Origin of the sequence: Psychrobium sp. 1_MG-2023 (assembly GCF_030689115.1) — a bacterium.
Lineage (GTDB): Bacteria > Pseudomonadota > Gammaproteobacteria > Enterobacterales > Psychrobiaceae > Psychrobium.
In genome coordinates, this window is sequence record NZ_JAUYVJ010000007.1 from 89,782 (window position 1) to 112,782 (window position 23,001).

Below are 23,001 nucleotides of genomic sequence, written 5' to 3' on the forward strand. Positions count from 1 at the left end.
CTAGGACTATTTTTAAAATAGAGTAATATTAAAATTTGATCGGCATAGGATACCGCAGCTGACCACATTGCAACAATAGTTTGTTGCACAAGTTAAAGATTTTTTTAAATAAGGAGCGTTATTATGGCTAACAATCAGGCTATTTTTAAGGCGGGTTACCATAAGTTAGTTGAATCTCTACAACGTCGTTGGCTAGATAGTGACGGTAAAGAAGAGCTTAAGGATTTAATCACCAAAGGCATGGCTGCTTATCGTTTTAACAGTGAGATCAGTGAAAACCAGTTAATCGAAATTGAATTGCAGCTTAAAGCTGATTTAGCTGATTTTGTTTCTTCGTTTAAGCAACGTCAAGAAAACTATCGAGACTCCCCCCAATTTCTGGCTATGGAAGGGGCGTTATGGCAGTGGCTGCTTGCAGCCAGTGATCGCAATAAATTAGAATGGCTCGAACTCAATGAAGACATCAAGCATAAAGGGGTGTATCACAGTGGTGACGTGGTGGGGTTAGGGCACTTTGCGTGCCAAAATTGCAAACACCAACTGCATATTTATCATCCAGAAATTTTATCCAGTTGTACCGAATGTAACGGCGAAGAGTTTAATCGGATCCCATTTAACCCTTAATTCATCCATGAATTAAGAGGGGCTAGTGAACTTAGCGAAAGCGATTCACTAGCCCAATAGCAACTGCAAAAAACATGCTAAACAAGATCACTGGTAATTGACCATATTGATAATAGTACGTTTGCCCTTTGACTAGGTTAACCTTCTCACGCAATATTGACTGGGTAAATTGAGGTAATTTTTTTTCAATTTCTCCCTGCGGATTAACAATGGCTGTGACCCCATTATTTGTGACGCGAATCAATGGTCGTCCCAACTCGATGGCCCGCATCTGGGCTATTTCCATATGCTGGTGTGGACCAATAGAGCGACCAAACCATGCATCGTTGGACACTGTTAACAGGAAGTCTGTATTGCTTCTCATGTTCGCTCGAACCAATTCTGGAAAGGCGATCTCATAGCAAATAGCAGGTGCAAAATTATAGCCTAGTGCCGTTAGGTTAGGCTGTGCCCATTCACCCCGTGAAAACGATGACATTGGCAAATTAAATAATGGAGCTAGCGGTTGTAGTAATGACCTAAAAGGCACGAATTCACCAATGGGTAACAATTGATGCTTGTAATAGCGATTGAGGTGATTTCGTGTGTAACTGCCTTGCTCTTGTTGCTTTTGTTGGTCGTTCCCCAAGGTGATGAGGGCGTTATAATATTGTGTTTGCTGTGACTGATTCGATACTTGGTCAATATTATTTGCCAATGTTAGGTGGTTTATCGAATCATCGCGCCCAATAATGCCAGTAATAATTGCACTGTCGTTAACATTTGCTGCACTATCCATTAAGCGCAAATAATCAGAAACCCATGCTTCAACTGCTGGCATTGCAGCTTCAGGCCAAATGATAATATCAGCAGTAAATTGATGGCGGGTAAGGTCCATATAGCTGGTAATCGTTGGCCACATCTCATCCTGTTGCCATTTCGCACTTTGGGCAATATTACCTTGTACTAAAGCGAAGTCGACTTGTTTATCTAACGTCTGAATCGTGCTCACGCGAGACAAGCCAATACTAAAAGCAACAATAATGATGACAGCGAGTAATCCGCGCTTGGATTTTTTTATGGCATTAGTGGCAAAACAGCCTAGAGCGACGACCACCAACGATAAACCTAACACGCCAATGATTGCCGCACTTTGACTAAATAGGCCTTGTGTCTGGCTATAACCGAGTAATAACCAAGGGAAGCCTGTTAAAACTTTCCCTCGAACAAACTCCGCCAGTACCCATAAACAGCTAAAGAAAATAGCATTGTGGGTTAAATGGTTATTGCGATAACGACCAAAGATAGCACTTGCTAGCGCAGGAAATAGAGCGAGATATAGTGCTAAAATCGCCATGAGCAATATCGAGATGGGTAATGGTAGTCCGCCGTAATCGGCGATCGACACATGTACCCAACGTAGGCCTGCGCTAAACAGACCGAAGCCAAAGCTAAGGCCGAGTAAAAAATTCTTTTTAGTGCTTAACTGATCAAACGCTGTCAATTGTGCGAATAAAATTGCAATAGAAAGAGGGGCTAGCCATTGTAGTTGGTAAGGTGCGAAACTAAAGTGGCACATGATGCCTGCACTAAAGGCAATAAAGAGGTGTGCACCCAAAAAACGCCCTTGAGGGGCGTTTGTTTGAAAGGCTTTGGTCATATCGAGCTAAGTGTCCTTTTAAGCTTGCGATTCAGTGGTCGGTACTTTCACTTGTAATTGAATTAAGCGACGTGAATCTGCGTTCATGACTTTGAATTGGTAACCATTGACCGTTGTTTCTTCACCGCGTCCGGGTAAATGTCCAAACGCTTTAGTAACTAAACCACCAATGGTGTCAGCCTCAGTTTCATCAAACTGACTTTCGAAGTATTGGTTAAAATCTTCTAACGTTGTAAGCGCCTGAATTGAATAGACTTGCTTGCCAACTTTACGAATATCTTCTACAAATTCTTCGTTAACAGCAAATTCGTCTTCAATTTCACCAACGATTTCTTCAAGAATATCTTCGATGGTTATCAAACCTGACACACCGCCATATTCATCGACAACTACTGCCATGTGGTAGCGTTTTGCTCTAAATTCGCGAAGTAACACGTCGACTTTCTTGCTCTCGGGAACAATGACACACGGACGTACGATATTGTTTAATTGTTGGGTGTCGATATTTCCATTAAGTGTTAATGGAATAATGTCTTTGGCTAATAACATGCCTTCAACATTATCTTTATCTTCACTGATGACTGGGAATCTAGAATGAGCGGATTCCGCGATAATAGCTATCGCCTGCTCAATAGAGTGATCGTTTTCTATTACCACCATTTGAGAACGAGGGATCATGATGTCACGCACGCGTTTACGCGAAACATTTAACACACCGTGGATCATATCCTTAGTGTACTGATCTATTAACTCTCGATCTTCAGCGTCTTGAATAAATTCAACTAACTCTTCTTGGCTTTGTGGTTCGCCTTGAAACATTTGACCAATGCGCTCTAACCAAGTTTTGTTAGCTGACTGACTACTTGGAGGTTTATCTTCACTCATTTTTGTTTAATTTTCCTTCAAATTTTAAATTTATACTAAATCGTCACGGTAGGGATCGTCAATGCCTAAATCGGCTAATATCTGTTTCTCTAACGATTCCATTTCTTGAGCCTCTTGTGGCTCAATATGATCATAACCCAATAAATGTAATGTGCCATGAACTACCATATGAGCCCAATGGTCTATTACTGGTTTTTCTTGCTCGATGGCTTCTTGCTTGATGATTGACTGACAGATGACTAAATCGCCTAACAAAGGTAATTCAACCATTGGCGGAGCATCAAACTCAAAAGATAAGACGTTTGTAGGTTTATCTTTGCCACGGTATTCATGGTTTAGCTGTTGGCTTTCATCTGCCTCAACTAAGCGAATAGTCACTTCAGACTCAGGCTTTCTGCTTGCTAAGACTGCGCCAAGCCATTGTTCAAACTGTTGCTTCGTTGGTAAATTCGCTTCATCGCAGGCAATTTGCAGATCTAACTCAATCATACTTTTGCCTCTGGCTCACTGGTATGAGCTGCCAATTTCGCTGCTTGCTTTTCAGCCTGGATACGCTGCTGCTGATTATCAAAATGCTGATAAGCTTCAACGACCTCTGACACTACCTGATGGCGTACAATGTCGTGGGACTGGAAAAAATTGAAACTGATTGAGTCAACATTACCTAATACTTCAATTGCTTGTCTTAAGCCACTTTTGATATGACGCGGTAAATCAACCTGTGTAATGTCCCCTGTGATAATGGCTTTAGAATTAAACCCAATTCGGGTTAAAAACATTTTCATCTGCTCAGGGGTGGTATTTTGTGATTCATCGAGAATAATAAAGGCATCGTTTAATGTACGGCCGCGCATGTAGGCTAGGGGAGCAACTTCTATGACACTTTTCTCAATTAAGCGTTCAACCTTCTCAAAGCCCAGCATCTCAAATAGCGCATCGTATAGCGGACGAAGATAAGGGTCGACTTTTTGACTTAAATCCCCCGGTAAAAAACCGAGCTTTTCACCTGCTTCTACGGCTGGTCGTGTGAGCAAGATCCGGCGAACTTCCTGACGTTCTAACGCATCAACCGCACAGGCGACGGCAAGGTAAGTTTTACCGGTCCCTGCTGGACCAACGCCAAAACAAATATCATGTCCCATAATGTTGGCGACATAGTCTTGCTGGTTTGGGTTGCGTGGTTTAATGACGCCTTTACGCGTTTTAATGTAGATCTCTTTACCGTGATTTGCCGAGGACTGCTGCTCTAGTGCCTTACACTCTTCAATAGCAAGGTGAACCGCTTGAGGTTCTAGATCAACGACTTTACCTTTAACAGGCTGAGTTTCGATGTAAAGCTCTCGCAGCAAATCACTGACGGGTTTCGCTACATCAGGGCGACCAACGACTTTAAAGAAATTATCTTTATAAATGATTTCAACGCCCATTCTGCGTTCAATTTGTTTTAAATTGTCGTCAAATGGGCCACATAAGTTTGCTAAGCGAGCCTGCGAAGCAGGCTCTAGATAGCAATCGATAGTTATTAGATTTTTAGCCAACAGCTGCTAATTCCTTTTACTATGGTGTATATATTCCGACACCAGTTTCGTCAATTGATTCACTATGTTTTGCTAAAATCGACGCTGGGGACGTTTGAACACGTAAACCCATCTCGTTTTCACCATGAATAAACTCGCCACGTAGTGAGTTACTAAATACATCGACAATCTTCACATCAGCAAAACCACCGATGAGTGAATGCGGACCTTCAAAGTTAACTACACGGTTGTTTTCGGTACGACCACGTAGTTCCATTGGGTTTTTCTTCGATGGACCCTCAACTAAGATACGTTGTGTTGTATTTAGCATTTGGCGTGCGTGATGTAAAGCTTGCTGATTAATTCTGTTCTGTAACAAGTATAAACGCTGCTTCTTAGCGTCTTCAGAAACGTCATCAGGCAAGTCGGCCGCAGGCGTACCTGGGCGAGCACTGTAGATAAAGCTGAAACTCATATCGAAATTGATTTCTTGGATTAAGTTCATCGTTGCTTCGAAATCTTCATCAGACTCTCCAGGGAAACCGATGATAAAGTCAGAGCTCATTGCGATGTTAGGGCGTACTTTACGTAACTCGCGAACGGTCTTTTTAAACTCAATCGCCATATGGTTACGCTTCATTAAGTTTAAAATGCGATCCGAGCCTGATTGAACTGGTAAGTGAAGGTGATCAACTAATTCAGGAACATCAGCGTAAACATCAACTAAAGCTTGAGTAAATTCAACTGGGTGACTGGTAGTGTAACGAATTCGGTCGATACCATCGATAGAAGCAACAAGACGGATTAACGTCGCGAAGTCACACACATCATCTTCATGCGTCTCACCACGATACGCATTAACATTTTGACCGAGGAGATTAACTTCACGAACACCTTGCTCTGCTAATAACGCGATTTCGTAAAGAACATCATCGAGCGGGCGAGACACTTCTTCACCACGAGTATAAGGTACAACACAGAAACTACAGTATTTACTACAGCCTTCCATTACAGAAACAAATGCAGTTACGCCATCTGCTTTAGGTTCAGGTAGGCTATCGAATTTTTCAATTTCAGGGAAGCTGACATCAACAACTGCTTTTTCACCAGCGTTAATTTGTCCAATCATATCTGGTAAACGATGTAATGTTTGTGGGCCAAAAACCATGTCAACAAATGGGGCACGCTCACGAATAGCTTGACCTTCTTGAGAGGCAACACAACCTCCAACACCAATAATAGTGCCGGGCTTTAAATCTTTTAGGTTCTTCCAGCGACCAAGCTGATGAAATACCTTCTCTTGCGCTTTCTCACGAATTGAACATGTATTGAGAAGTAATACGTCAGCCTCTTCGGCTTCCTCTGTTAGTTCATAACCCATAGAGTCATTTAATAAATCGCCAATCTTAGATGAATCATACTCATTCATCTGGCAACCCCAGGTTTTAATCAATAGTTTCTTGGCCATAAAAATCTCATCACTGCGCACAAAAATAGCGGCACATTTTACCTAGCTATCTTGCTAATGACTAGCTTAATTTCATTTTGTAACTTTAATGGCATCACAAATCATCGAAATACTGGGTACAGGCAGGGCTTCCACTCGCCGTACATGTTATCGCTTAGGGTATTTTATCGGCACAATTTCGATATCTTGCACATGCCGTTTGAGCAAATTTAAGAAATGGTTTTCATCCTTAGGCGAAATCATAATCACTTGATTGATACCATAATGGATTTTTATCCGATGAAAAGATAAGGCGGGGGCGAGTGATGCCTCTGTCGTGTGACTAATTTTAGTGATGCTTTTGTAAGGGATATGCCACGTAAGAGGGCCGAACCCCACGATAAGGTTATCATTAGTAATTTCATAGAGGTTACGCAGTAGTACCCAGCTAGGCAAAATCAGGGTGAAAAAAATAAATGCGCTAGCAAATAGATACTCTTCAAGGGAGTCCATAGATTGTAACTTTAACAATAAACTTAAGCTGCCTAATAATGTTAATACTAATAAGATTATTAACCAGCTATCAATTGTTGAATGAAATATGTTTTTATCTGAACTATTGACCAATTGCATCCGAGACCTAAATAGATAATCGTTAGAATGCTCAAACATGCAATGATTAATCCAATAATTTTTTTTACAATATTTTCAATTGGTTGATTTAATTTAGAGCGTTTTAAATTTTTTTAATTTTGGTTTTGTAATTTTTACTGACAGTTCATTTAGGCGTTTTTGAAGATTAGACAGTCGCATTTTATGCAAAATTGAAACTTCTTTGCTTTACTTAGAGTATGACAAATGAGTGGCTGTTATTTTGTCTATTATATTTAACTTTAGGTATTTTAACATTTGATTCCAAGTGAGTTTTTATGTTTAAAAAAATTGATAAACCTCGCATTGCAGTGATTGGGTTAGGCTACGTTGGCTTGCCTTTGGCTGTTGCCCTTAGCGAACATTTCGTTACTATTGGTTTTGACACAAACCATCGCCGAGTGGCTCAGTTGCTCGATGGTATTGATCAAACGTTGGAAATATCCACGGCGGAATTAACACAGAGCACACTGGCGATTAGCCATTGTTTAGATGATATTGCGCAGGCTGATGTTTATATCGTTACGGTACCAACACCTATTACTGATGCGAATCAGCCTGACTTGACTCCATTGGTTAAAGCCAGTGAAAGCGTGGCGACAGTGCTGTCTAAGGGGAATGTTGTTATTTACGAATCAACAGTTTACCCCGGTGCAACCGAAGAAGTTTGTGTTCCTGCCATTGAACGTAGCTGTCACTTACGCTACAACGTTGATTTTTTTGCTGGTTACAGTCCTGAACGTATTAACCCAGGTGATCACGAACACCGGGTCAGTGATATCTTAAAAGTCACTTCTGGGTAAACCGTCGCCGTTGCTAACTTTGTTGACTGGCTCTATGCCAAGGTGATAACAGCGGGCACTCATCAAGCCAGTTCTATTCGCGTCGCAGAAGCAGCTAAAGTGATTGAAAACACTCAGCGAGATTTAAACATTGCACTTATTAATGAGTTGGCCATTATCTTTAATAAGCTCGACATTGACACTGAGGAGGTATTAAAAGCGGCTGGAACAAAATGGAATTTTTTACCATTTCGTCCTGGCTTAGTGGGTGGGCATTGTATTGGTGTCGATCCTTATTACCTCACACATAAGGCACAATCTATTGGTTACCATCCACAGGTGATTCTAGCAGGGCGTCGTATTAACGATAATATGGGGCGATATGTTGTGACTCGACTCGTTAAAGCGATGATCCGAAATAAGCAGCAAGTTGTTGAGGCTAAAATATTAATTATGGGTTTAACATTTAAAGAGAACTGTCCTGATTTGCGTAATACCCGCGTTGTCGATATTACTCAATCATTAGCAGAGTACGATGTTGAGGTTGATGTTTATGACCCCACTGCTGATGTCGAGCAAGCGAAGAAGATCTATAATATTGAATTGATAGAAGCGCCACGAGCGAACCATTATGATGCGGTTATTGTGGCTGTTTCTCATGATACTTTTTGTCAATCTGGCGTCGATGATGTCCGCTCATACTTAAAATCTGATGGGTTATTATTTGACTTAAAGTACACATTTGATGCAGATAAAGTCGACCTTCGTTTATAACAATACACTAGCTCACATGGAAATCATCAAGGTTCATTGTGCTTACTCACATTGAACCTTTTTAATGCTAAGTTTACTGTCAAGGCTTATAATAACGCTCAATTTCAAATTCGAGCTAACTTTAATCTTACCCATGAACTCTGTGTTACTACAATGTTATCAAGCGAAGCTTGCTGAGCAATCACTTGTCCATGATCCCATCCAGCAACAAGCCGTCGAACAACTAGTTCTTCGCGAGCAAGCATTGTTACGTAATGAGTTGTATCAGGGGTTATATTTACACGGGGAAGTTGGTCGTGGTAAGACATTATTGATGGATATGTTTTATGACGCGCTATCTATCAAGCATAAATTACGGCTGCATTTCCACCACTTTATGCATTTGATTCATCAACGCCTTAAAGCCATTCAAGGGCAAGTTAACCCGCTTGATTCTATCGCAAGTGACTTAGCAAATCAGGCTCGAGTGATTTGTTTTGATGAGTTTTTCGTTAATGACATCGCTGATGCGATGTTATTAGGCGGAATATTTAATGCGCTTCATCGGCATCAAGTGATGATTATCACCACCTCGAACACTGCTCCTGATGATTTGTACTTAGGTGGACTTGGTCGCGATCGATTTTTGCCGACCATCGCTTTAATCAAACACCATTTGTGTTATTTTCCACTTAACGGTGAACTTGATTACCGCACGCAGTTTACCCGTTATCGCTCGGTATTTTTTGAGAGCCAAGATAATCAAACTTCTTTTACTGAGCATTTAGCGCGGCACAACGTTAGTCATGTGCCTCAACAAATCAATCTTTGCCATCGCCCCCTGTCAATTAAAGGACGGAGTCAGCGCTCGATTTGGTTTGATTTTCTGATGTTGTGTGATGGCCCGCGCAGTCAAAACGATTATATCGAGTTGGCTGATCACTACGATTATTTGTTTGTGAGTGACGTAATACAGTTAGGTGGTAAAGTTGAACAGCATAAATCCGTCAAAGGCATCGAGGATGGGGATACCAATTATCTAATCACGCCTGCCAGTGATATTGAAGTCGGGCACCTTGATGATTGCGCAAGACGTTTTATTGCTTTGGTTGATGAATTTTATGATAGACACAAGCTAATTATCATTGAGAGTCATTGCTCATTGACTGAGTTATATCAAGGCGGGCGAGTTGCTAAGGCATTTCTACGCACCCAAAGTCGTTTGTTGGAAATGCAGAGTATTGACTATCAAGATAAAATGATTGGGTATGCTCAAGACTCGATATCACTATTTAATGTAAAGACCGCTAGTCAAGTTATGACTAACGGTCTGGATGAGTCGACCGCTATAGGATCGTAATTTTTTGGGTTTTGGACTCTAAGCTGATGTCACTGTATGAGCATTGACCGGTTCCTCTCATAAACACGCTATTCGCGATGAGCCAAATTCGAGTGACTTTACTAGCTCCACCGTTGATGTATTGCTGGTAATCCTCAAACAAGTTTCTATTCTCGCGTAATTTTTCACCCAGTAATTCATGACCACTTCGTTGAACAATGTGAATTTGTTGTTCGGCACACCGCGGGAGGCGGCAGGCATACTGTGCTTTCACCTTGATTTAGGGTGGGTTGCATCCTATGATGCCCGCATTCATTGATTTTCTCGGCGTTAGCCGCTAATTGATACACTCTTGATTATTTGAAGGTTTATTTATGCTCAACTTATCTAACCCTGCGTTATTAAAGCAAAGTTCATTTATTAATGGCCAATTTATTCAACAAAATGACCGTGATTTATTTGACGTCGTAAACCCTTCGAGTGGCCTCTGTATTAGTCAAGTTGTCAATGCGGGAGGGCTAGAAGCTGAGCAAGCCGTACTAGCGGCAGATGGTGCGCTAAGCACATGGAGAAAAACTACAGCGGCAACACGTTGTGAGCTTTTAAAGCGGTGGCATCAATTGATTGTCGATAATAGCCAAGATTTAGCACGCATTTTAACGGTTGAGCAAGGTAAACCTTTAAATGAAGCGGCCGGTGAAATAGCCTATGGCGCGTCATATATCGACTGGTTTGCTAATGAAGCAATACGCCAATACGGTGAAACTATCCCAAGTCCAACTTCAATCAATCGTGGTATTGCATTAAGACAACCTGTTGGTGTGGTATGCGCGATTACTCCGTGGAACTTTCCGCAAGCGATGATTGCTAGAAAAGCGGCAGCCGCTTTAGCCGCAGGTTGTACTTTTGTGGTCAAACCTTCTGAGTTAACGCCACTATCTGCATTAGCGATGGCCTATTTGGCTGAACAAGCGGGCATTCCCGCAGGGGTATTTAACGTGGTGGTTGGTGCAGATGCCCCTGAAATTGGTAAGGTGTTAACCCAACACCCTTTGGTTCGTAAGTTTAGCTTTACGGGATCAACAGCCGTTGGCAAGCAATTAAATCAACAGTGCGCTGCGACGATTAAACGGGTGTCGATGGAGCTGGGGGGAAATGCTCCCTTTATTGTCTTTGCCGATGCTGATTTGGATGCGGCTGTTGCTGGCGCAATGGCTTCAAAGTTTCGAAATGCAGGGCAGACTTGCATTAGTGCTAATCGCTTTATTATTCATGAGTCGGTGAAAGCTGCGTTTATTGATAAGCTACAAAATGAAATGGCAACGTTGGTGATGGGTGATGGTCTTGAAGCTCAATCGGCTATTGGCCCATTAATCCATCGCCAAGCCGTTGAACGGGTTAGACAACTTGTTGTTTCTGCGATAGAGCAGGGAGCAAGGCTCCACTGGCAACAATCAGTCAATGATAATCAACAACCGTGTTTTTACCCACCCACCTTGTTAGAACAGGTGGAAAATACAATGACCATTGCTCAAACTGAGATCTTTGGTCCCGTAGTGACGATTCAAACATTTAGTGATGAAGCACAGGCTATTAGTTTAGCCAATGATACCGACTACGGGCTGGCGGCTTACTTTTACGCTCGTGACATTGGCACGATTTGGCGAGTCAGTGAAGCCCTTGATTTTGGCATGGTTGGGGCAAATGAAGGGGCTATCTCAAATGCAAGCGCGCCATTTGGAGGAGTTAAACAATCGGGCTTTGGCCGGGAGGGTTCAAAGCATGGCCTTGATGATTACAGTGAAATTAAATACGTGTGTTTAGGAGGGCTTGGAACCTAGCTTTGAGCCTCAAGTTAGGCTCACTATCACCAGTTGCGAATGGTGCTGGCCATCCGCAACTTCATTGTGTCAATGCTTATTGCCAAAATGTCGTCTTTAATCGCTAATGTTGCCCTGAAAAACCTAGATTCGCGCGAGCCATTGACGATTAAATGTGACAGCTACCTAATCCATTTTTAGCGAGGTAATCTTGATGATACTCCTCAGCCTTAAAAAAGGTTGTTGCAGGAGTCACTTCCGTCACAATGGTTTTGTCAGCAAAACGTGTTGACTGTGACAACTGCTGAATAAACGCTAATGCATCTTGTTGCTGCACCTGATCATGAAAGAATACGGCACTGCGGTATTGTGTACCAACATCGACTCCCTGGCGGTTAAGTTCTGTTGGGTTATGATTGTCAAAAAATACAGCTAATAATTGCTGGTATGAGATTTTTTGAGGATCGAAAGTGACCTGAACAACTTCCGCGTGCCCTGTGGTACCTGTGCATACTTGTTGATAAGTCGGGTTATCGGTTTCGCCACCCTCATAACCAGATACAGCGTCGATAACACCGTCTTGTTGGCGAAATAGTGCTTCGACCCCCCAGAAACAACCACCACCAAATGTTGCTAATTCCATTACTATTACCTCGAACGTTTAGGTGTCTAGAAGTCTATAATTAATTTTCTCTGCGGTAAAGCTTTAATTGAGCCTGTGAATAATGCTTACACACTGGGCTAGTTACTTTTGATTATAGTCTCAGTAGTTAGCACTGGGGAGGTGGGCTGTGACGAGTTTTAGTTAGTTTTCGTTATTAATGGCGTGTAACCGTAGTGCTGAAGTACTTAGTGCGTTATTGCAATCGTGTTGGTGCAAGCTCAAAGAATGGCTACTCCAATTAAAACGAAAACTAGCAGGGGTCAGAAGTTATAATTGCAGTAATTTCAATAAGATGCTAAGGTTTTTTGAATTAAGCGGCCAGCTATTAGCAAACGATTAGTGTTAATAGGCTGGTACTAGGGTCGTGTTTTACACGAGTGAATATATAACTGAAGAGCTGGATGCGGCCTTATTCTGACTGAGTTGGGCACGTCCTGCATTGTGCGGGTTTGGCTCAGTCATGGGGTGCTCGACCGCGATTACATAGACAAAGGGCTTAATGATAGAACTTACACAAAGAGGTGCACAACTCATCTCTATTGGAGTTGTCTTTTTTCTCGTCGGTTTAATCCAAGGTGCATTGATACCCGCTGTAAAAAATTCTCGGATGGCTCTTTCTGGTCACATGACTGCCGTTCAGTGCGGAATGGCTCTGGCGATCTTTGGTGTTATCTGGTCGCTGAGTGAGCTGCCTTTATCTTTAGATATTTTTGTCGCTTATGGTTCTGCAGTGGGGTTTATACTGATTTGGCTGGGAATAACTATTGCGTCTGTAACAGGTGCAAGTAAAGCGCTTTCAATCGCTGGCGCCGGATATTCAGCAACGGTCACTAGCGAATTAACTGTTAAGATTATGGTACGTACTGGGTCACTACTATCACTAATCGCCTGTACTTTGTTGGCTTTTGGGTTACTGCCAATACTTTGGTCGTCGTAATAGTTGTGTAACAAGAATAAGTGTCGCCCAGCCGACATCTTATTCGGGAGTTGGACAAACCCGACAGCCTTACTTTTATAGTTAATAGTGGAAGTGGCCCAATGATTTGCTCATGTTGTGAGTGTTTAGATTAAACGTAAATTAAAGGATTAATGATGAAACAGATATGTGTATTAATGGTTGGCATTTTTGGCTTGTGTGCATGCGCTTCAAAAAATGCTGTGGTACCGAAAGGGAGCATCAACATCGCTGATCTTGATCTTAAATTTAAAAGTGTACAGATTGATTTAACATCAGATAAGTACAAAGGGGATATTGATAAATATTGGCAGCCTGTAAAGAAGACTATCCCGTCACATCCTATGAGTGAAGAAACTTCTAGGCTATCAGGTTGCGTTGAGTTTTTATTTGTGGTCGATGAGAAAGCTAAAAATATCAAGATCAGCCAAGCGTATCCCGAGGGGGCGTTTGACCACGTAGCGACTCAAACACTAAAAGAATGGCGCTGGACGCCGACAAGAAAAAATGAACAAAAGCTCCCGGCGCTATTAAAGATTCAGATGGATTTCGTTTCTGACATTTCTGAAAATAAACTAGAGGCGCAACAACATTGCGGATGGCAACACCCGTAGCGTCAGAAGTGACTATAGCGTCAATAACTCATTTAAAGTATTTGGCGCTAACCAGTTCATCGTATTCTTTAGCAATGAAATTGATTGAATTAGCGGCATTCTTTCCATGAATCACATTGGACGAATATCATGTTTTAACCTCACCCCTCAATATTACCACTGATTCTAATCTTTTGATTTAACGTGTTATTTGTAGTAAGTTGTTGCTGCGTCGCATATTGTCGACGCAAGGCGCTGTAGACAATTTTAGTGTAATACATTGTGTGCTTTGTTGATATCTCCGCTTTATGGCGATCAACACTTAGTCGAGCAACGACAAAAAGCCACTCATTGATTATGGTTAAGTCTCGGGTCTTATTTACCCTTACACGATGGAGATTGTATGAAAGGAATCCTTGCACTATTGCTCGTTATTGGCATCTCAGGTTGTGCCTCGAATGATCTTAAGAAAAATGCAGAGACAGCTAACCATGAAAAAAGCACTGAAACTAAGAAAGAGGGAGTGCATGTTTTTGACGTTTTTTCTGATGTTGGGGGGTTTAAAAAAGAAGACCTCCTCACTTCTTATAAAGACTGTAAAGAGTTACTTGCTCAATTGAGAAGCAAAGATATAAAAATTAAATCGATTAAAGAAAAACAAGTGACAATTACTGGGGAGAATGGCTGGGATTTAAGCTACCTCTTTGAAGCTGGTGGTTGTTTAGACTAAGCCATAAACATTGCGTAAGCGACTGGTTAGAGTCAACAGTACTCACTTTTTTCTTCGCTACGCAGTGTTACATTTTTCAACTCAAATTATATAAGGAATTATAATTGAAACCGTATAAAAATATTAAAACGAAACATTTAGGGCTGTTATTATTTTCCGCTAGATGTACTGCTGTGCTGGGTTTTTTAGCGCTAGGATTGACCTTGATACTATTCATATTTTCTTTTGTGAGTAGTCCTTTGGGTGGTATATCATTGTCTAGTATCAGCTTTGTCACTGCGATCCCTATGACTATCGGGCTGTTTGGGTGTTCGGGGGTTATGGCAGCTGTTGTTGCATTGGAAGAAGGCTATAGGCAAAGGACTGAACTTTTATTAGATGCTAAGAGCTCCTCTAATTAATTTACGGGCTCTAGTTTCACGCCAAACAATCGAAAGGATATTTCAACCTTGATGGCTCGTCTATTGTTTATAGGTTTGCTTCTGACGTTGACCTATTTTTCGGCAGGCGCTTATCTGCTAGTTAATCAATTACCCGCTTATTTATTTCCAAGCACCGAGTTGACAGTGAAGTCTACTGAACTTGCTCAGTTTAAAGTGACCGACCCATTCAATAACGAGTTAGTTGTTCGTGAGTATGGCGCTGCTGATGGCCAGTGTATTGTTTTTTTTCCAGGTCGACATGGCGGTGTTAAACGTTATGAACAGGAGTTAATTACCCCTTTAAACAACCGTCACTTTAAGGTGTTCATGATTAGCTACCCGGGACAAGATGGAGCCGCTGGGCATCTAAAGAGTATTTTGCAACTAGTGAACCTGATTGATAACGCCATACTCTCTATTGAAGTCAAGTGCTCGCCGAAAAGAACAATTTTTTGGGGCCGTTCTTTAGGGGCTACCCTTGCGGCGTACACGGCGCAGCGAGTAACAGTTCGTGGTTTGATTCTTGAGGGAGTCTCACCGTCACTGTCTCTTGCTGTTGAAAATTTCTTAGGGTCTAAATGGTATTTGACCCCACTAAAACTCTTACCTATTGCTGAACTGTTGCCACATGATTATAAGCTCCAGCATTCTTTCTCTGCTTTAAATCAAATGCCGATCAATATCTTTCAAGGAACGAATGATTTACAGACTCCTTTAAGTCAATTGCAACAACGTTGGCGTTATGGTGAGAATGTGTCATTGCACATTGTTAAAGGTGGCAGCCATTCTGATACATACAAACGCTCGTTAAGCGAAATGATGGCGGTTGCAACGCAGATGTTGTCACCCCAATAGCTGGTTTAGTGCCTTACTATTTATTAGCCACTGTGCAAAATCGTTCTTTTTGTTATTGTTATACTTTACTGATAAATATTACTTAGCCACAGCATTGATAGGTGATGCTTCTTCTAAACGTCTTTTGAAGGAAATCACTTTAGAGTCATAAGGTAGACCGTATGGATAAAGTATTAAAAACGATGATTGATAATATGCCAGAGAAAACGGGTAAGGCATTAGGGGAGTGGATTGATATACTCGCAACGAAACATTTTGATAAACATTCAGCCGCTGTAAACTTTTTAAAGACAGAGTATGGCGTTACTCACGGATTTGCTAATACTATTGTGACCTTGTCTAAGGACGAAGAAGGTTCATCCCAAGACTTAGTGTTTAACCAATATCAAGGTAAAGAAGCGCTTAAGCCTATTTATGATGTTCTTTTGTCTGAAATAGCAAAGTTTGGTGGTGATGTTGTTATTACGCCCAAAAAAGCGAGCGTCAGTGTGATTAGAAATAAGCAGTTCGCATTAATCAAACCTGCAACTAAAACTCGAATTGATTTGGGATTGAAGCTTAAGGGTGTACCCATTCAGGGATGCTTAGGAGAGTCTGGACCTTTTGGTACAATGTGCACACATCGAATACAGCTTAAGTCTGCCTCAGATGTTGATCAAGAGGTCATTGCTTGGCTATTAAGAGCTTATGAAGCATCCCTTTAAGGGATAGTAAGGAAAAAGAACGATGATGAAACTACGTTTGGTTGTACTATTGATTATCACTCATGTTGCTGTGGGGCTGTTTGGTTTTGCGGTTGGTATCTATACGTTACCAATATTGACCGCACCCGTATCACCGACCAACAGTGAAGTTCAAGAAATGTCGCTTCAGGCTAATTTTAGCGCAGATTTTGTTACTGATTTAGCCGATAGCGATGCCTTGCATTGGGGCGAGGGGCAAGTCTCAATTGGGAATACACACATTTCATTTGAAGGTCAGCTCGCTCCCGGCCCTGACTATAAGTTATATCTGTCACCAGAGTTTGTTGAAACGGAAGCTGATTTTGAACGACTTAAGTCATTAATGGTGCTGGTGGGCGATGTCAACACCTTTGAAAACTTTGTGGTTAAGCTAGACTCTGCGATTGAGCCGAATCAATATAATACTGTTGTAATATGGTGTGAAACATTCGGTGAGTTTATCACCTCTGCTCAATACCGTTAAATAATTTGCTTTATCCAATGACCGTTAAGAATGTCAGCCATGATGGTGAAATGAAAAACTTAGTTTAACGTGTAATTTTAGCTGATATCTAGGGTATAAATGAGGGATTATGAGTACAACCTATTTAATAAAATTAAGTTCACTTACGTTATTAACGTTAATTGCTTTTGCAGCTAATTCAATATTGTGTCGACTGGCTTTAGATAGTAATACTATTGACCCATCAAGCTTTACCAGTATTCGTTTGTTATCTGGTGCATTCGTTTTGTTTATTATTATCCGTATTTGGAGTAGTAACCATTCGGCGAACGCGAAAGGAAGCTGGGTAGCGAGTTTGATGTTGTTTGTTTATGCCGCAACATTCTCTTATGCTTACCTTTCGTTAGACACGGGGACTGGCGCGTTAGTTCTCTTTGGCTCCGTTCAAATAACGATGATTTTACTGTCTTTAATTGCAGGCACTCGTTTGCAGCTTAGTGAGTGGCTCGGTCTCGGTATCGCTTTCACAGGGTTTGTCTATTTGATTTTACCTGATGTCACCACACCCTCGCTGACGGGGTTTATCTTAATGACAATCGCTGGGATTTCGTGGGGTGTTTATACCTTAAAAGGTCGAGGGTCGGTAAATCCCTTGATGGACACGGCTTATAATTTTGTTCGAACAATTCCGTTTGTGTTGGTGTTGGCTATTTTTACCCTTGATGATTTAATGCTGTCCTATGAGGGAGGCTTATTGGCATTAACGTCAGGGGCAATTACATCCGGTCTCGGTTACACAATTTGGTATATAGTTCTTAGGGATTTAACACCTACCCAAGCGGCAGTTATTCAGTTGTCTGTGCCAGTGATTGCGGCTTTTGGTGGCGTAATTTTCGTTGCAGAATATATTACACCTAGACTGATGATCGCCTCATTGTTAGTACTTGGCGGAATCTTCCTGGTGATATTAGGGAAACACTTTTACACTTTATCGATAACAAATGCCCGGTCAGATGCTGATCGTTAATTTTTGTGGATACGAGCGATCTGATAGTTTGTATCGTTGTTATACTGCTGTTTTAAATACGGTTAGATAGATAGAAATGGTTACCATAGAAGTATTAAATGAAGGACATGTTCCAGCAGTGCAAGCGATTTTTCTTGCGCCTGAGCAAGTTAAGTTTGCGCAAACATCTCAAGATTTTTTAGCCGATAACAATAATGATTGCCACCGTTTTGTCATTGTCTTTAAAGGACAGATTGTGGGTTTTTTTAAATTGGTTCTCAATTATTGTTTAACGCATGATTTTTGTTCCCCTAACGCGATAGGGTTGCGCTCTTTTGTTATCGACCAGTCAAAGCAAGGTCAGGGGATTGGCACTCAGGCTGTCAGCGCGTTAGGTTGTTACTTTTCCACACACTACTCTCAGTATCATTGTCTTTACTTAACGGTAAACTGTAAAAATCCAGCCGCATTTGAATGCTACTTACGGGGCGGTTTTCAAGACACAGGAAAGCTTTATCTTGATGGCCCTGCTGGCCCACAGCGAATCATGTTTTTTAATCCCCTTTAATCCTTAACTCAGGTGTTTTAGGTGAATGGGTTCGACATTTCATGTCTCAATCAGTAAACTCACGCAAAATTACAACATGAAATTAAATCGTTAATTTCAAATATAAGAGGATATTTTATGGGTAGGTCGTTTAAAGTCCCACATACACTGGTTTTACTTTTGGCGATGATGTTTATCGCTCTTGTTGCTACGTGGGTTGTACCACAAGGTGCGTTTGAAACCGTTCAAACTGACAATGGGCGCTCAGTGGTTGTTCCCGGCACTTATGCAAGCGTTGATGAGAAAACAGTACTAACACCTTGGGATTTTCTTAAAGCAATCCCTCGTGCGTTTGCTGCCGCTCAAGACATTATTTTCTTTGTTATGATTGTCGGTGGTGTGCTGGCGATTGCGCGAGCAACAGGGACAATAGATGCGCTTATCGGTCGATTACTTGAAAAACATGGCGAAACGCCACAGCGATTAGTTTTCGCTGTTATTTTCTTTTTTGCTTTAGCGTCAGGCACGATAGGAACCGCAGGAGAGTATATTCCTTTTGTGTTGATACTAGTCGCGCTTTGTAAGGCGATGCGACTTGATGCAATGACGGCAGTGGGCATGATCATTGCCGGTTATGGCATTGGTTATGGTGTCTCTGCATTTAACCCGTTTACCGTACTAATCGCTCAACAAATTGCGGAGGTACCCGTTTATTCAGGTTTATGGTTGCGTTTAGCGATCTTCTTACCTTTTGTATTAATTGGTGTTCATCATGTTTGGCAATATACCCAACGTGTGATTGACGATCCTAATAAGTCATTAATGGTCGGAATCCCTTGTCCATTAAGTGGTCAGCCTGCCACCGACTACCCTAAATTGAACAAACGTCACTTAATGGTGCTTGCTAGCTTTTTAATTACCTTAGTCGTGGCTATTTGGGGTATCGCTACGAAGGGTTGGTATCTATATGAACTTGGTGGTCTTTTTGTTGCTTGGGGTCTGTTCACTGCATTTATTGGTAAATTGTCAGCTGATGATGCGGCAAACCGTTTTATTACCGGTGTATCAGAGCTCGTCACTACAGCCATCCTTATTGGTGTGGCTCGTGGTATCGCGCTTATCCTAGAAGATGGCCAAATCTTACACAGTATTGTTCATGGCTTGTCATTACCATTGTCTCATGTGCCTGCTGAAATTTCAGCGGTGGGTATGTTGGTGATTCAAACATTATTAAATACGTTTATTCCATCAGGTTCGGGTCAGGCTTATGTCACTATGCCATTAATGGCTCCGCTAGGTGATTTAGTGGGTGTACCTCGCCAAGTGGCTGTATTGGCTTATCAGTTTGGTGACGGTTTCTCGAATATGATTGTCCCGACTAATGCCGTTTTAATGGGTATCTTAGGTATTGCTGGTGTTCCATATAGCCAGTGGTTTAAGTTTTGTGTCCCACTGTTAGTTAAACTAATGGCGGCGGCAGCCTTGGTATTAATTGCGGCAACATTCTTTGGTTATGGTTTGGCTGTACAGCCTCAAATTGGATAGAAACCATTAAAGGAAGTGATTCAGCTTTCTTGGTAAATATCAATTGAGATAAAACCAGCAGTGCTTCGTACTGTTGGTTTTTTTTTGAGACTAAAAAAATCATTTATTACGATGGAATATGATGTAAATCAAAGCACAGTTTAGCCATTGTTTGACTATTTTATGCCCTGATACTTTGTAGGTATGCCTATTCATCCTTAAGAGTTACATCTGCTGATTGCAATAGTGAATATACTAGTTAATGAGCAATTAGTAATATAAAGGGGAATAAAAATGAACAAAAAAATGTTAGGCTTAGTTGTACTTGCTGCTTCTGTATCTTTTACTTCGGTAGCAAAAGATTCTAGCAACGTGATGATGCAAGCAGCTGGGGCTGAGATCTTTAAAAAGTGTAGTGCGTGTCATTCCACTGATAGTAGTAAAAATGCTTTTGGTCCTGATTTGACAGGGGTGGTGAACCGTAAATCTGCGTCACTACCACGTTTCGCTTATTCAGATGCACTACGTAAATCTGGCTTAGTTTGGACCGAAGCAAATCTGCGTCGTTGGATTGCTGGAAATGACATTCTAGTTCCGGGCACTCGTATGCGTCATGTTCAAATTACGGATGCGGCAGAGCAAGATTATTTATTGGCTTACCTTAAGTCATTAAAATAGATTTTAAATAAGGCAGTATCATTAGAAGTTACTCTATGACTGCCTTGTTTCATTGTGTTTACATCCATTATGTTTAATTCTTAGAAATATGTGAAAGCGTTACTCACTTTTAACTCACTTACAAATTTACTTGGTATCACCTCAATTGAGCGTTAAGTACTTTGTTCTCTTCACCCCCCCTTTATTACTACTCATCGACGATATAACCGCTAAAGGTAGTAAAACTGTTAAAAAATTAGAGTAAAGGTTTTAATCTGTAGATTGTCCCTGTAGAATGTGTGCCTTTTAAAATAAGCAATAACTGCGAAGGGATATGGTTTGTCGCCTAGTTTAATTGTATTAGCGGCGGGGTTAGGTAGCCGTTTTGGTAGTAGTAAACAACTTGAGCCCCTTGATGGCTTAAATAAAACCATCATGGAATTGAGCATTTTAGATGCCCACCTGGCAGGGGTTGAGCATTGCATTCTTGTTATAAACCAGGCGATAAAAGCAGATGTTGAGCGCCTCGTTTTACCTCGATTGCCAAAAGGCATCTCTGTTGATTTAGCGGTTCAATCTATTACAGATGTTCCTAAGCAGTTTGCTGGCTTAGCACAGGCCCGCACTAAACCATGGGGTACAGGGCAAGCTTTATTGGCTGCAAAGCCTTTCTTTAAAGAAAAAGCGATTGTGATTACTGCTGATGATTTTTATGGACGCCATGCATTTAAACAATTAGTGTCGCACATTGCACAGTCTGATGACTGGTCAATGCTAGCTTACCCAATTACGCATACATTGTCGCAAAGCGGCGGGGTTAATCGAGGTTTATGTCAGGTTGACCAATTTGGTTATCTTGAGCGAGTGACCGAGTGTCTAAATATAACACAGACACCGTTAGGCCTTGTCGGAGAGCTCCCTGAAGGGAGTGGTGGACAGCCGGTTAATGTAGATCAAACGGCACTAGCATCAATGACTATCTGGGGAATTGATAGTTTATTGATGGAACGTTTGGCGGATAATTTTTCACATTTTTTGTCATATTATGACAGCGCTGTCGGTGGTGAGTTTTTTTTACCAGACCAAATACAGTTAGTAATTGATAAAAAGTTAAAGCAAGTTAGGGTTCTAACTGCTCAAGATTCTTGGTTAGGTATAACCTATCGTAGTGATTTAGCACAGGTTAGTGCGCAGTTACAGAAACTATATAAGAACATCAAGGAGTAACCGTACAGGTTACAGGTAGCAATAATGACGTATCAACAACAAGCAAACGCATTGTCTACGCAATATGGATTAGGCGAAGACGGAATAAGCATTAAGCCAATTGGTAATGGCCACATTAACACCACACTGCTATTACAGTCAGGTAACAAAGGCATTGTGGTGCAAAAACTAAATACTCAAGTATTCCCTGATGTTCAAGGGTTAGTTAATAATGCCCGTAAAATTGAAGCCCATTTAACTGAAAAACGCAATAATGCGCAATATAATCTAGAGATTATTAAGCATGTTGAGAGTAAAGATAATCAGTATTTGGTGGATCTGGATAATGAGTGTTGGCGAGCACTAGAGTTCATCGGCGGTAGTTTCAGTGAAGATGTCGTTGAAAACGCAGAACAAGCTACGATTGCTGCTAATGCCTTTGGTCAGTTTGCCGCAGCCCTTAATGATTTTGACGCTCATCAGTTAGTTACTGTGATCCCAGAATTTCATAATTTAGCGATGCGTGTCTCCCAGCTGCAAGATAAGATTTTGGCTGATAACGTAGCTCGTTTAGCTAGCTGTCAAACAGAAGTTGACTTTTGTATCGCTCAACAGTCGTTACTGGATGAGCTAGCGAGAGTGTGTCCTGACTTGCCGTTACGTGCTTGCCACAATGATACGAAAATTAATAACATGTTATTTTGTACGACCACCAAAAAAGCAAAAGCGGTGATTGATCTTGATACCTGTATGTCCGGCTACTGGATGTTTGATTTTGGTGATATGGTACGTACATTCTGTTCTCCTGAAGCTGAAGACTCAACTAACTTAGCCAATGTTGAAGTAAGAGAAGAGATCTTTCAGGCCATTGTTGAAGGCTATGTCGCGCCACTAAAAGATGTGTTAACCGACGCTGAATTAGAAAGTTTTTGGCTGGGCGCAAAAGTGATGTGTTTTATGATAGGCGTGCGCTTTTTAACTGATTACCTTGATGGTGATAACTATTTCTCGATTAAATACCCTGAGCATAACCTTGACAGAGCCCGCAATCAGTTTGCACTCTATCAGAGCCTGTTGGCAAAAGAGTCCGTGTTAAAACCGGCATTGTTGAAATAAATATTCAGTAACAAAAAGGCAGCCTTCGCTGCCTTTTTTATTGCGTATTTTACTTTGCTGGCCACCAGTTTCACTATACAATTT

At 41.4% G+C, this 23,001-nt stretch carries 24 protein-coding genes and 1 pseudogene; 17 read left to right on the forward strand and 8 right to left on the reverse strand.

The genetic code is table 11. The annotated features are described in order from the left end of the window. The first annotated feature begins 123 nt into the window (after positions 1-123). Positions 124-624 carry a hypothetical protein gene (locus tag Q8W26_RS05460; RefSeq protein ID WP_101213881.1) on the forward strand — a complete coding sequence of 167 codons (501 nt, stop codon included), beginning with the start codon at positions 124-126 and terminating at the stop codon, positions 622-624. Positions 625-655: 31 nt separating this feature from the next. Here Q8W26_RS05460 and lnt read toward each other — a convergent pair whose 3' ends face one another. The 6 genes from lnt to Q8W26_RS05490 all read right to left on the reverse strand — a co-directional run bounded on the left by lnt (position 656) and on the right by Q8W26_RS05490 (position 6,745). Beyond that, entirely contained in the window at positions 656-2,263 is a 1,608-nt protein-coding gene (gene lnt, locus Q8W26_RS05465) for an apolipoprotein N-acyltransferase (RefSeq protein ID WP_101213882.1), read from the reverse strand. An 18-nt stretch (positions 2,264-2,281) separates the two neighbouring features. Continuing rightward, positions 2,282-3,148: an HlyC/CorC family transporter gene (locus Q8W26_RS05470; protein WP_101213883.1), complete on the reverse strand. Its 867-nt coding sequence runs from the start codon at positions 3,146-3,148 to the stop codon at positions 2,282-2,284. Between the two features lie 30 nt (positions 3,149-3,178). Further along, positions 3,179-3,637, reverse strand: a complete 459-nt coding sequence (ybeY, locus tag Q8W26_RS05475; protein ID WP_305472642.1) for an rRNA maturation RNase YbeY — start codon at positions 3,635-3,637, stop codon at positions 3,179-3,181. Next, complete coding sequence (locus tag Q8W26_RS05480; RefSeq protein WP_305472644.1) at positions 3,634-4,686, reverse strand: PhoH family protein; 1,053 nt, start codon at positions 4,684-4,686, stop codon at positions 3,634-3,636. The genes ybeY and Q8W26_RS05480 overlap by 4 nt, the downstream gene beginning before the upstream one ends. A 19-nt stretch (positions 4,687-4,705) precedes the next feature. Next, positions 4,706-6,133: a tRNA (N6-isopentenyl adenosine(37)-C2)-methylthiotransferase MiaB gene (gene miaB, locus Q8W26_RS05485; RefSeq protein WP_101213939.1), complete on the reverse strand. Its 1,428-nt coding sequence runs from the start codon at positions 6,131-6,133 to the stop codon at positions 4,706-4,708. A 147-nt stretch (positions 6,134-6,280) separates the two neighbouring features. Then, positions 6,281-6,745: a PH domain-containing protein gene (locus Q8W26_RS05490; RefSeq protein WP_305472646.1), complete on the reverse strand. Its 465-nt coding sequence runs from the start codon at positions 6,743-6,745 to the stop codon at positions 6,281-6,283. A gap of 296 nt (positions 6,746-7,041) precedes the next feature. Here Q8W26_RS05490 and Q8W26_RS05495 point away from each other — a divergent pair. Together Q8W26_RS05495 and zapE are read left to right on the forward strand one after the other, a co-directional pair. Next, positions 7,042-8,319: pseudogene (locus tag Q8W26_RS05495) on the forward strand (nucleotide sugar dehydrogenase). 133 nt (positions 8,320-8,452) lie between these two features. Next, on the forward strand, positions 8,453-9,658 hold the full coding sequence (gene zapE, locus Q8W26_RS05500) for a cell division protein ZapE (RefSeq protein ID WP_305472648.1): 1,206 nt from the start codon (positions 8,453-8,455) through the stop codon (positions 9,656-9,658). Here the strand turns inward: zapE and Q8W26_RS17900 are convergent. Next, positions 9,645-9,911 (reverse strand): DUF3047 domain-containing protein, encoded by a 267-nt coding sequence (locus tag Q8W26_RS17900; RefSeq protein ID WP_370694264.1) that lies wholly within the window; start codon positions 9,909-9,911, stop codon positions 9,645-9,647. The two genes, zapE and Q8W26_RS17900, sit on opposite strands and share 14 nt — an antisense overlap. A gap of 100 nt (positions 9,912-10,011) precedes the next feature. Here Q8W26_RS17900 and Q8W26_RS05505 point away from each other — a divergent pair, with 100 nt between their 5' ends. Next, the gene (locus tag Q8W26_RS05505) at positions 10,012-11,478 is read left to right on the forward strand and encodes an NAD-dependent succinate-semialdehyde dehydrogenase (RefSeq protein WP_101213889.1); all 1,467 of its coding nucleotides are present in this window, start codon (positions 10,012-10,014) and stop codon (positions 11,476-11,478) included. Between the two features lie 148 nt (positions 11,479-11,626). Here the strand turns inward: Q8W26_RS05505 and msrA are convergent, their stop codons facing one another. Next, entirely contained in the window at positions 11,627-12,100 is a 474-nt protein-coding gene (msrA, locus tag Q8W26_RS05510) for a peptide-methionine (S)-S-oxide reductase MsrA (RefSeq protein ID WP_101213890.1), read from the reverse strand. Between the two features lie 520 nt (positions 12,101-12,620). On the opposite strand from msrA, the gene Q8W26_RS05515 reads away from it, so the two are divergent. From Q8W26_RS05515 to Q8W26_RS05575, 13 genes are all read left to right on the forward strand, one after another. Further along, entirely contained in the window at positions 12,621-13,058 is a 438-nt protein-coding gene (locus Q8W26_RS05515; protein WP_101213891.1) for a hydrogenase, read from the forward strand. Positions 13,059-13,210: 152 nt separating this feature from the next. After that, positions 13,211-13,690 carry an energy transducer TonB gene (locus Q8W26_RS05520; RefSeq protein WP_101213892.1) on the forward strand — a complete coding sequence of 160 codons (480 nt, stop codon included), beginning with the start codon at positions 13,211-13,213 and terminating at the stop codon, positions 13,688-13,690. Positions 13,691-14,072: 382 nt separating this feature from the next. Next, positions 14,073-14,399, forward strand: a complete 327-nt coding sequence (locus Q8W26_RS05525) for a hypothetical protein (protein ID WP_101213893.1) — start codon at positions 14,073-14,075, stop codon at positions 14,397-14,399. 104 nt (positions 14,400-14,503) lie between these two features. Beyond that, a complete protein-coding gene (locus Q8W26_RS05530; protein WP_101213894.1) occupies positions 14,504-14,800 on the forward strand; it encodes a hypothetical protein in 297 nt (98 codons plus the stop codon). A gap of 51 nt (positions 14,801-14,851) precedes the next feature. Continuing rightward, on the forward strand, positions 14,852-15,676 hold the full coding sequence (locus Q8W26_RS05535) for an alpha/beta hydrolase (RefSeq protein ID WP_101213895.1): 825 nt from the start codon (positions 14,852-14,854) through the stop codon (positions 15,674-15,676). Between the two features lie 161 nt (positions 15,677-15,837). Continuing rightward, positions 15,838-16,380, forward strand: coding sequence for a DUF4287 domain-containing protein (locus Q8W26_RS05540; protein WP_101213896.1), 543 nt, complete (start codon positions 15,838-15,840; stop codon positions 16,378-16,380). A gap of 22 nt (positions 16,381-16,402) precedes the next feature. Next, positions 16,403-16,882 carry a DM13 domain-containing protein gene (locus Q8W26_RS05545; protein ID WP_370694265.1) on the forward strand — a complete coding sequence of 160 codons (480 nt, stop codon included), beginning with the start codon at positions 16,403-16,405 and terminating at the stop codon, positions 16,880-16,882. Between the two features lie 109 nt (positions 16,883-16,991). After that, a complete protein-coding gene (locus Q8W26_RS05550; protein WP_101213897.1) occupies positions 16,992-17,888 on the forward strand; it encodes a DMT family transporter in 897 nt (298 codons plus the stop codon). A 76-nt stretch (positions 17,889-17,964) separates the two neighbouring features. Further along, positions 17,965-18,435 carry a GNAT family N-acetyltransferase gene (locus Q8W26_RS05555; RefSeq protein ID WP_101213898.1) on the forward strand — a complete coding sequence of 157 codons (471 nt, stop codon included), beginning with the start codon at positions 17,965-17,967 and terminating at the stop codon, positions 18,433-18,435. Positions 18,436-18,552: 117 nt separating this feature from the next. Next, entirely contained in the window at positions 18,553-19,959 is a 1,407-nt protein-coding gene (locus Q8W26_RS05560) for a YfcC family protein (RefSeq protein ID WP_101213899.1), read from the forward strand. Positions 19,960-20,232: 273 nt separating this feature from the next. After that, a complete protein-coding gene (locus tag Q8W26_RS05565) occupies positions 20,233-20,616 on the forward strand; it encodes a cytochrome c family protein (protein WP_101213900.1) in 384 nt (127 codons plus the stop codon). Between the two features lie 318 nt (positions 20,617-20,934). Continuing rightward, positions 20,935-21,822 (forward strand): NTP transferase domain-containing protein, encoded by an 888-nt coding sequence (locus tag Q8W26_RS05570; protein ID WP_305472656.1) that lies wholly within the window; start codon positions 20,935-20,937, stop codon positions 21,820-21,822. Positions 21,823-21,846: 24 nt separating this feature from the next. Beyond that, a complete protein-coding gene (locus Q8W26_RS05575; protein WP_101213902.1) occupies positions 21,847-22,917 on the forward strand; it encodes a phosphotransferase enzyme family protein in 1,071 nt (356 codons plus the stop codon). Positions 22,918-23,001 lie beyond the last annotated feature (84 nt).

Bases quoted from the DNA above. Each gene is read 5' to 3' on its own strand.
- Q8W26_RS05460 (WP_101213881.1), top strand. From the start codon at position 124: ATGGCTAACAATCAGGCTATTTTTAAGGCGGGTTACCATAAGTTAGTT.
- lnt (WP_101213882.1), bottom strand. From the start codon at position 2,263: ATGACCAAAGCCTTTCAAACAAACGCCCCTCAAGGGCGTTTTTTGGGT.
- Q8W26_RS05470 (WP_101213883.1), bottom strand. From the start codon at position 3,148: ATGAGTGAAGATAAACCTCCAAGTAGTCAGTCAGCTAACAAAACTTGG.
- ybeY (WP_305472642.1), bottom strand. From the start codon at position 3,637: ATGATTGAGTTAGATCTGCAAATTGCCTGCGATGAAGCGAATTTACCA.
- miaB (WP_101213939.1), bottom strand. From the start codon at position 6,133: ATGGCCAAGAAACTATTGATTAAAACCTGGGGTTGCCAGATGAATGAG.
- Q8W26_RS05490 (WP_305472646.1), bottom strand. From the start codon at position 6,745: ATGCAATTGGTCAATAGTTCAGATAAAAACATATTTCATTCAACAATT.
- zapE (WP_305472648.1), top strand. From the start codon at position 8,453: ATGAACTCTGTGTTACTACAATGTTATCAAGCGAAGCTTGCTGAGCAA.
- Q8W26_RS05505 (WP_101213889.1), top strand. From the start codon at position 10,012: ATGCTCAACTTATCTAACCCTGCGTTATTAAAGCAAAGTTCATTTATT.
- msrA (WP_101213890.1), bottom strand. From the start codon at position 12,100: ATGGAATTAGCAACATTTGGTGGTGGTTGTTTCTGGGGGGTCGAAGCA.
- Q8W26_RS05515 (WP_101213891.1), top strand. From the start codon at position 12,621: ATGATAGAACTTACACAAAGAGGTGCACAACTCATCTCTATTGGAGTT.
- Q8W26_RS05520 (WP_101213892.1), top strand. From the start codon at position 13,211: ATGATGAAACAGATATGTGTATTAATGGTTGGCATTTTTGGCTTGTGT.
- Q8W26_RS05525 (WP_101213893.1), top strand. From the start codon at position 14,073: ATGAAAGGAATCCTTGCACTATTGCTCGTTATTGGCATCTCAGGTTGT.
- Q8W26_RS05535 (WP_101213895.1), top strand. From the start codon at position 14,852: ATGGCTCGTCTATTGTTTATAGGTTTGCTTCTGACGTTGACCTATTTT.
- Q8W26_RS05540 (WP_101213896.1), top strand. From the start codon at position 15,838: ATGGATAAAGTATTAAAAACGATGATTGATAATATGCCAGAGAAAACG.
- Q8W26_RS05545 (WP_370694265.1), top strand. From the start codon at position 16,403: ATGATGAAACTACGTTTGGTTGTACTATTGATTATCACTCATGTTGCT.
- Q8W26_RS05550 (WP_101213897.1), top strand. From the start codon at position 16,992: ATGAGTACAACCTATTTAATAAAATTAAGTTCACTTACGTTATTAACG.
- Q8W26_RS05555 (WP_101213898.1), top strand. From the start codon at position 17,965: ATGGTTACCATAGAAGTATTAAATGAAGGACATGTTCCAGCAGTGCAA.
- Q8W26_RS05560 (WP_101213899.1), top strand. From the start codon at position 18,553: ATGGGTAGGTCGTTTAAAGTCCCACATACACTGGTTTTACTTTTGGCG.
- Q8W26_RS05565 (WP_101213900.1), top strand. From the start codon at position 20,233: ATGAACAAAAAAATGTTAGGCTTAGTTGTACTTGCTGCTTCTGTATCT.
- Q8W26_RS05575 (WP_101213902.1), top strand. From the start codon at position 21,847: ATGACGTATCAACAACAAGCAAACGCATTGTCTACGCAATATGGATTA.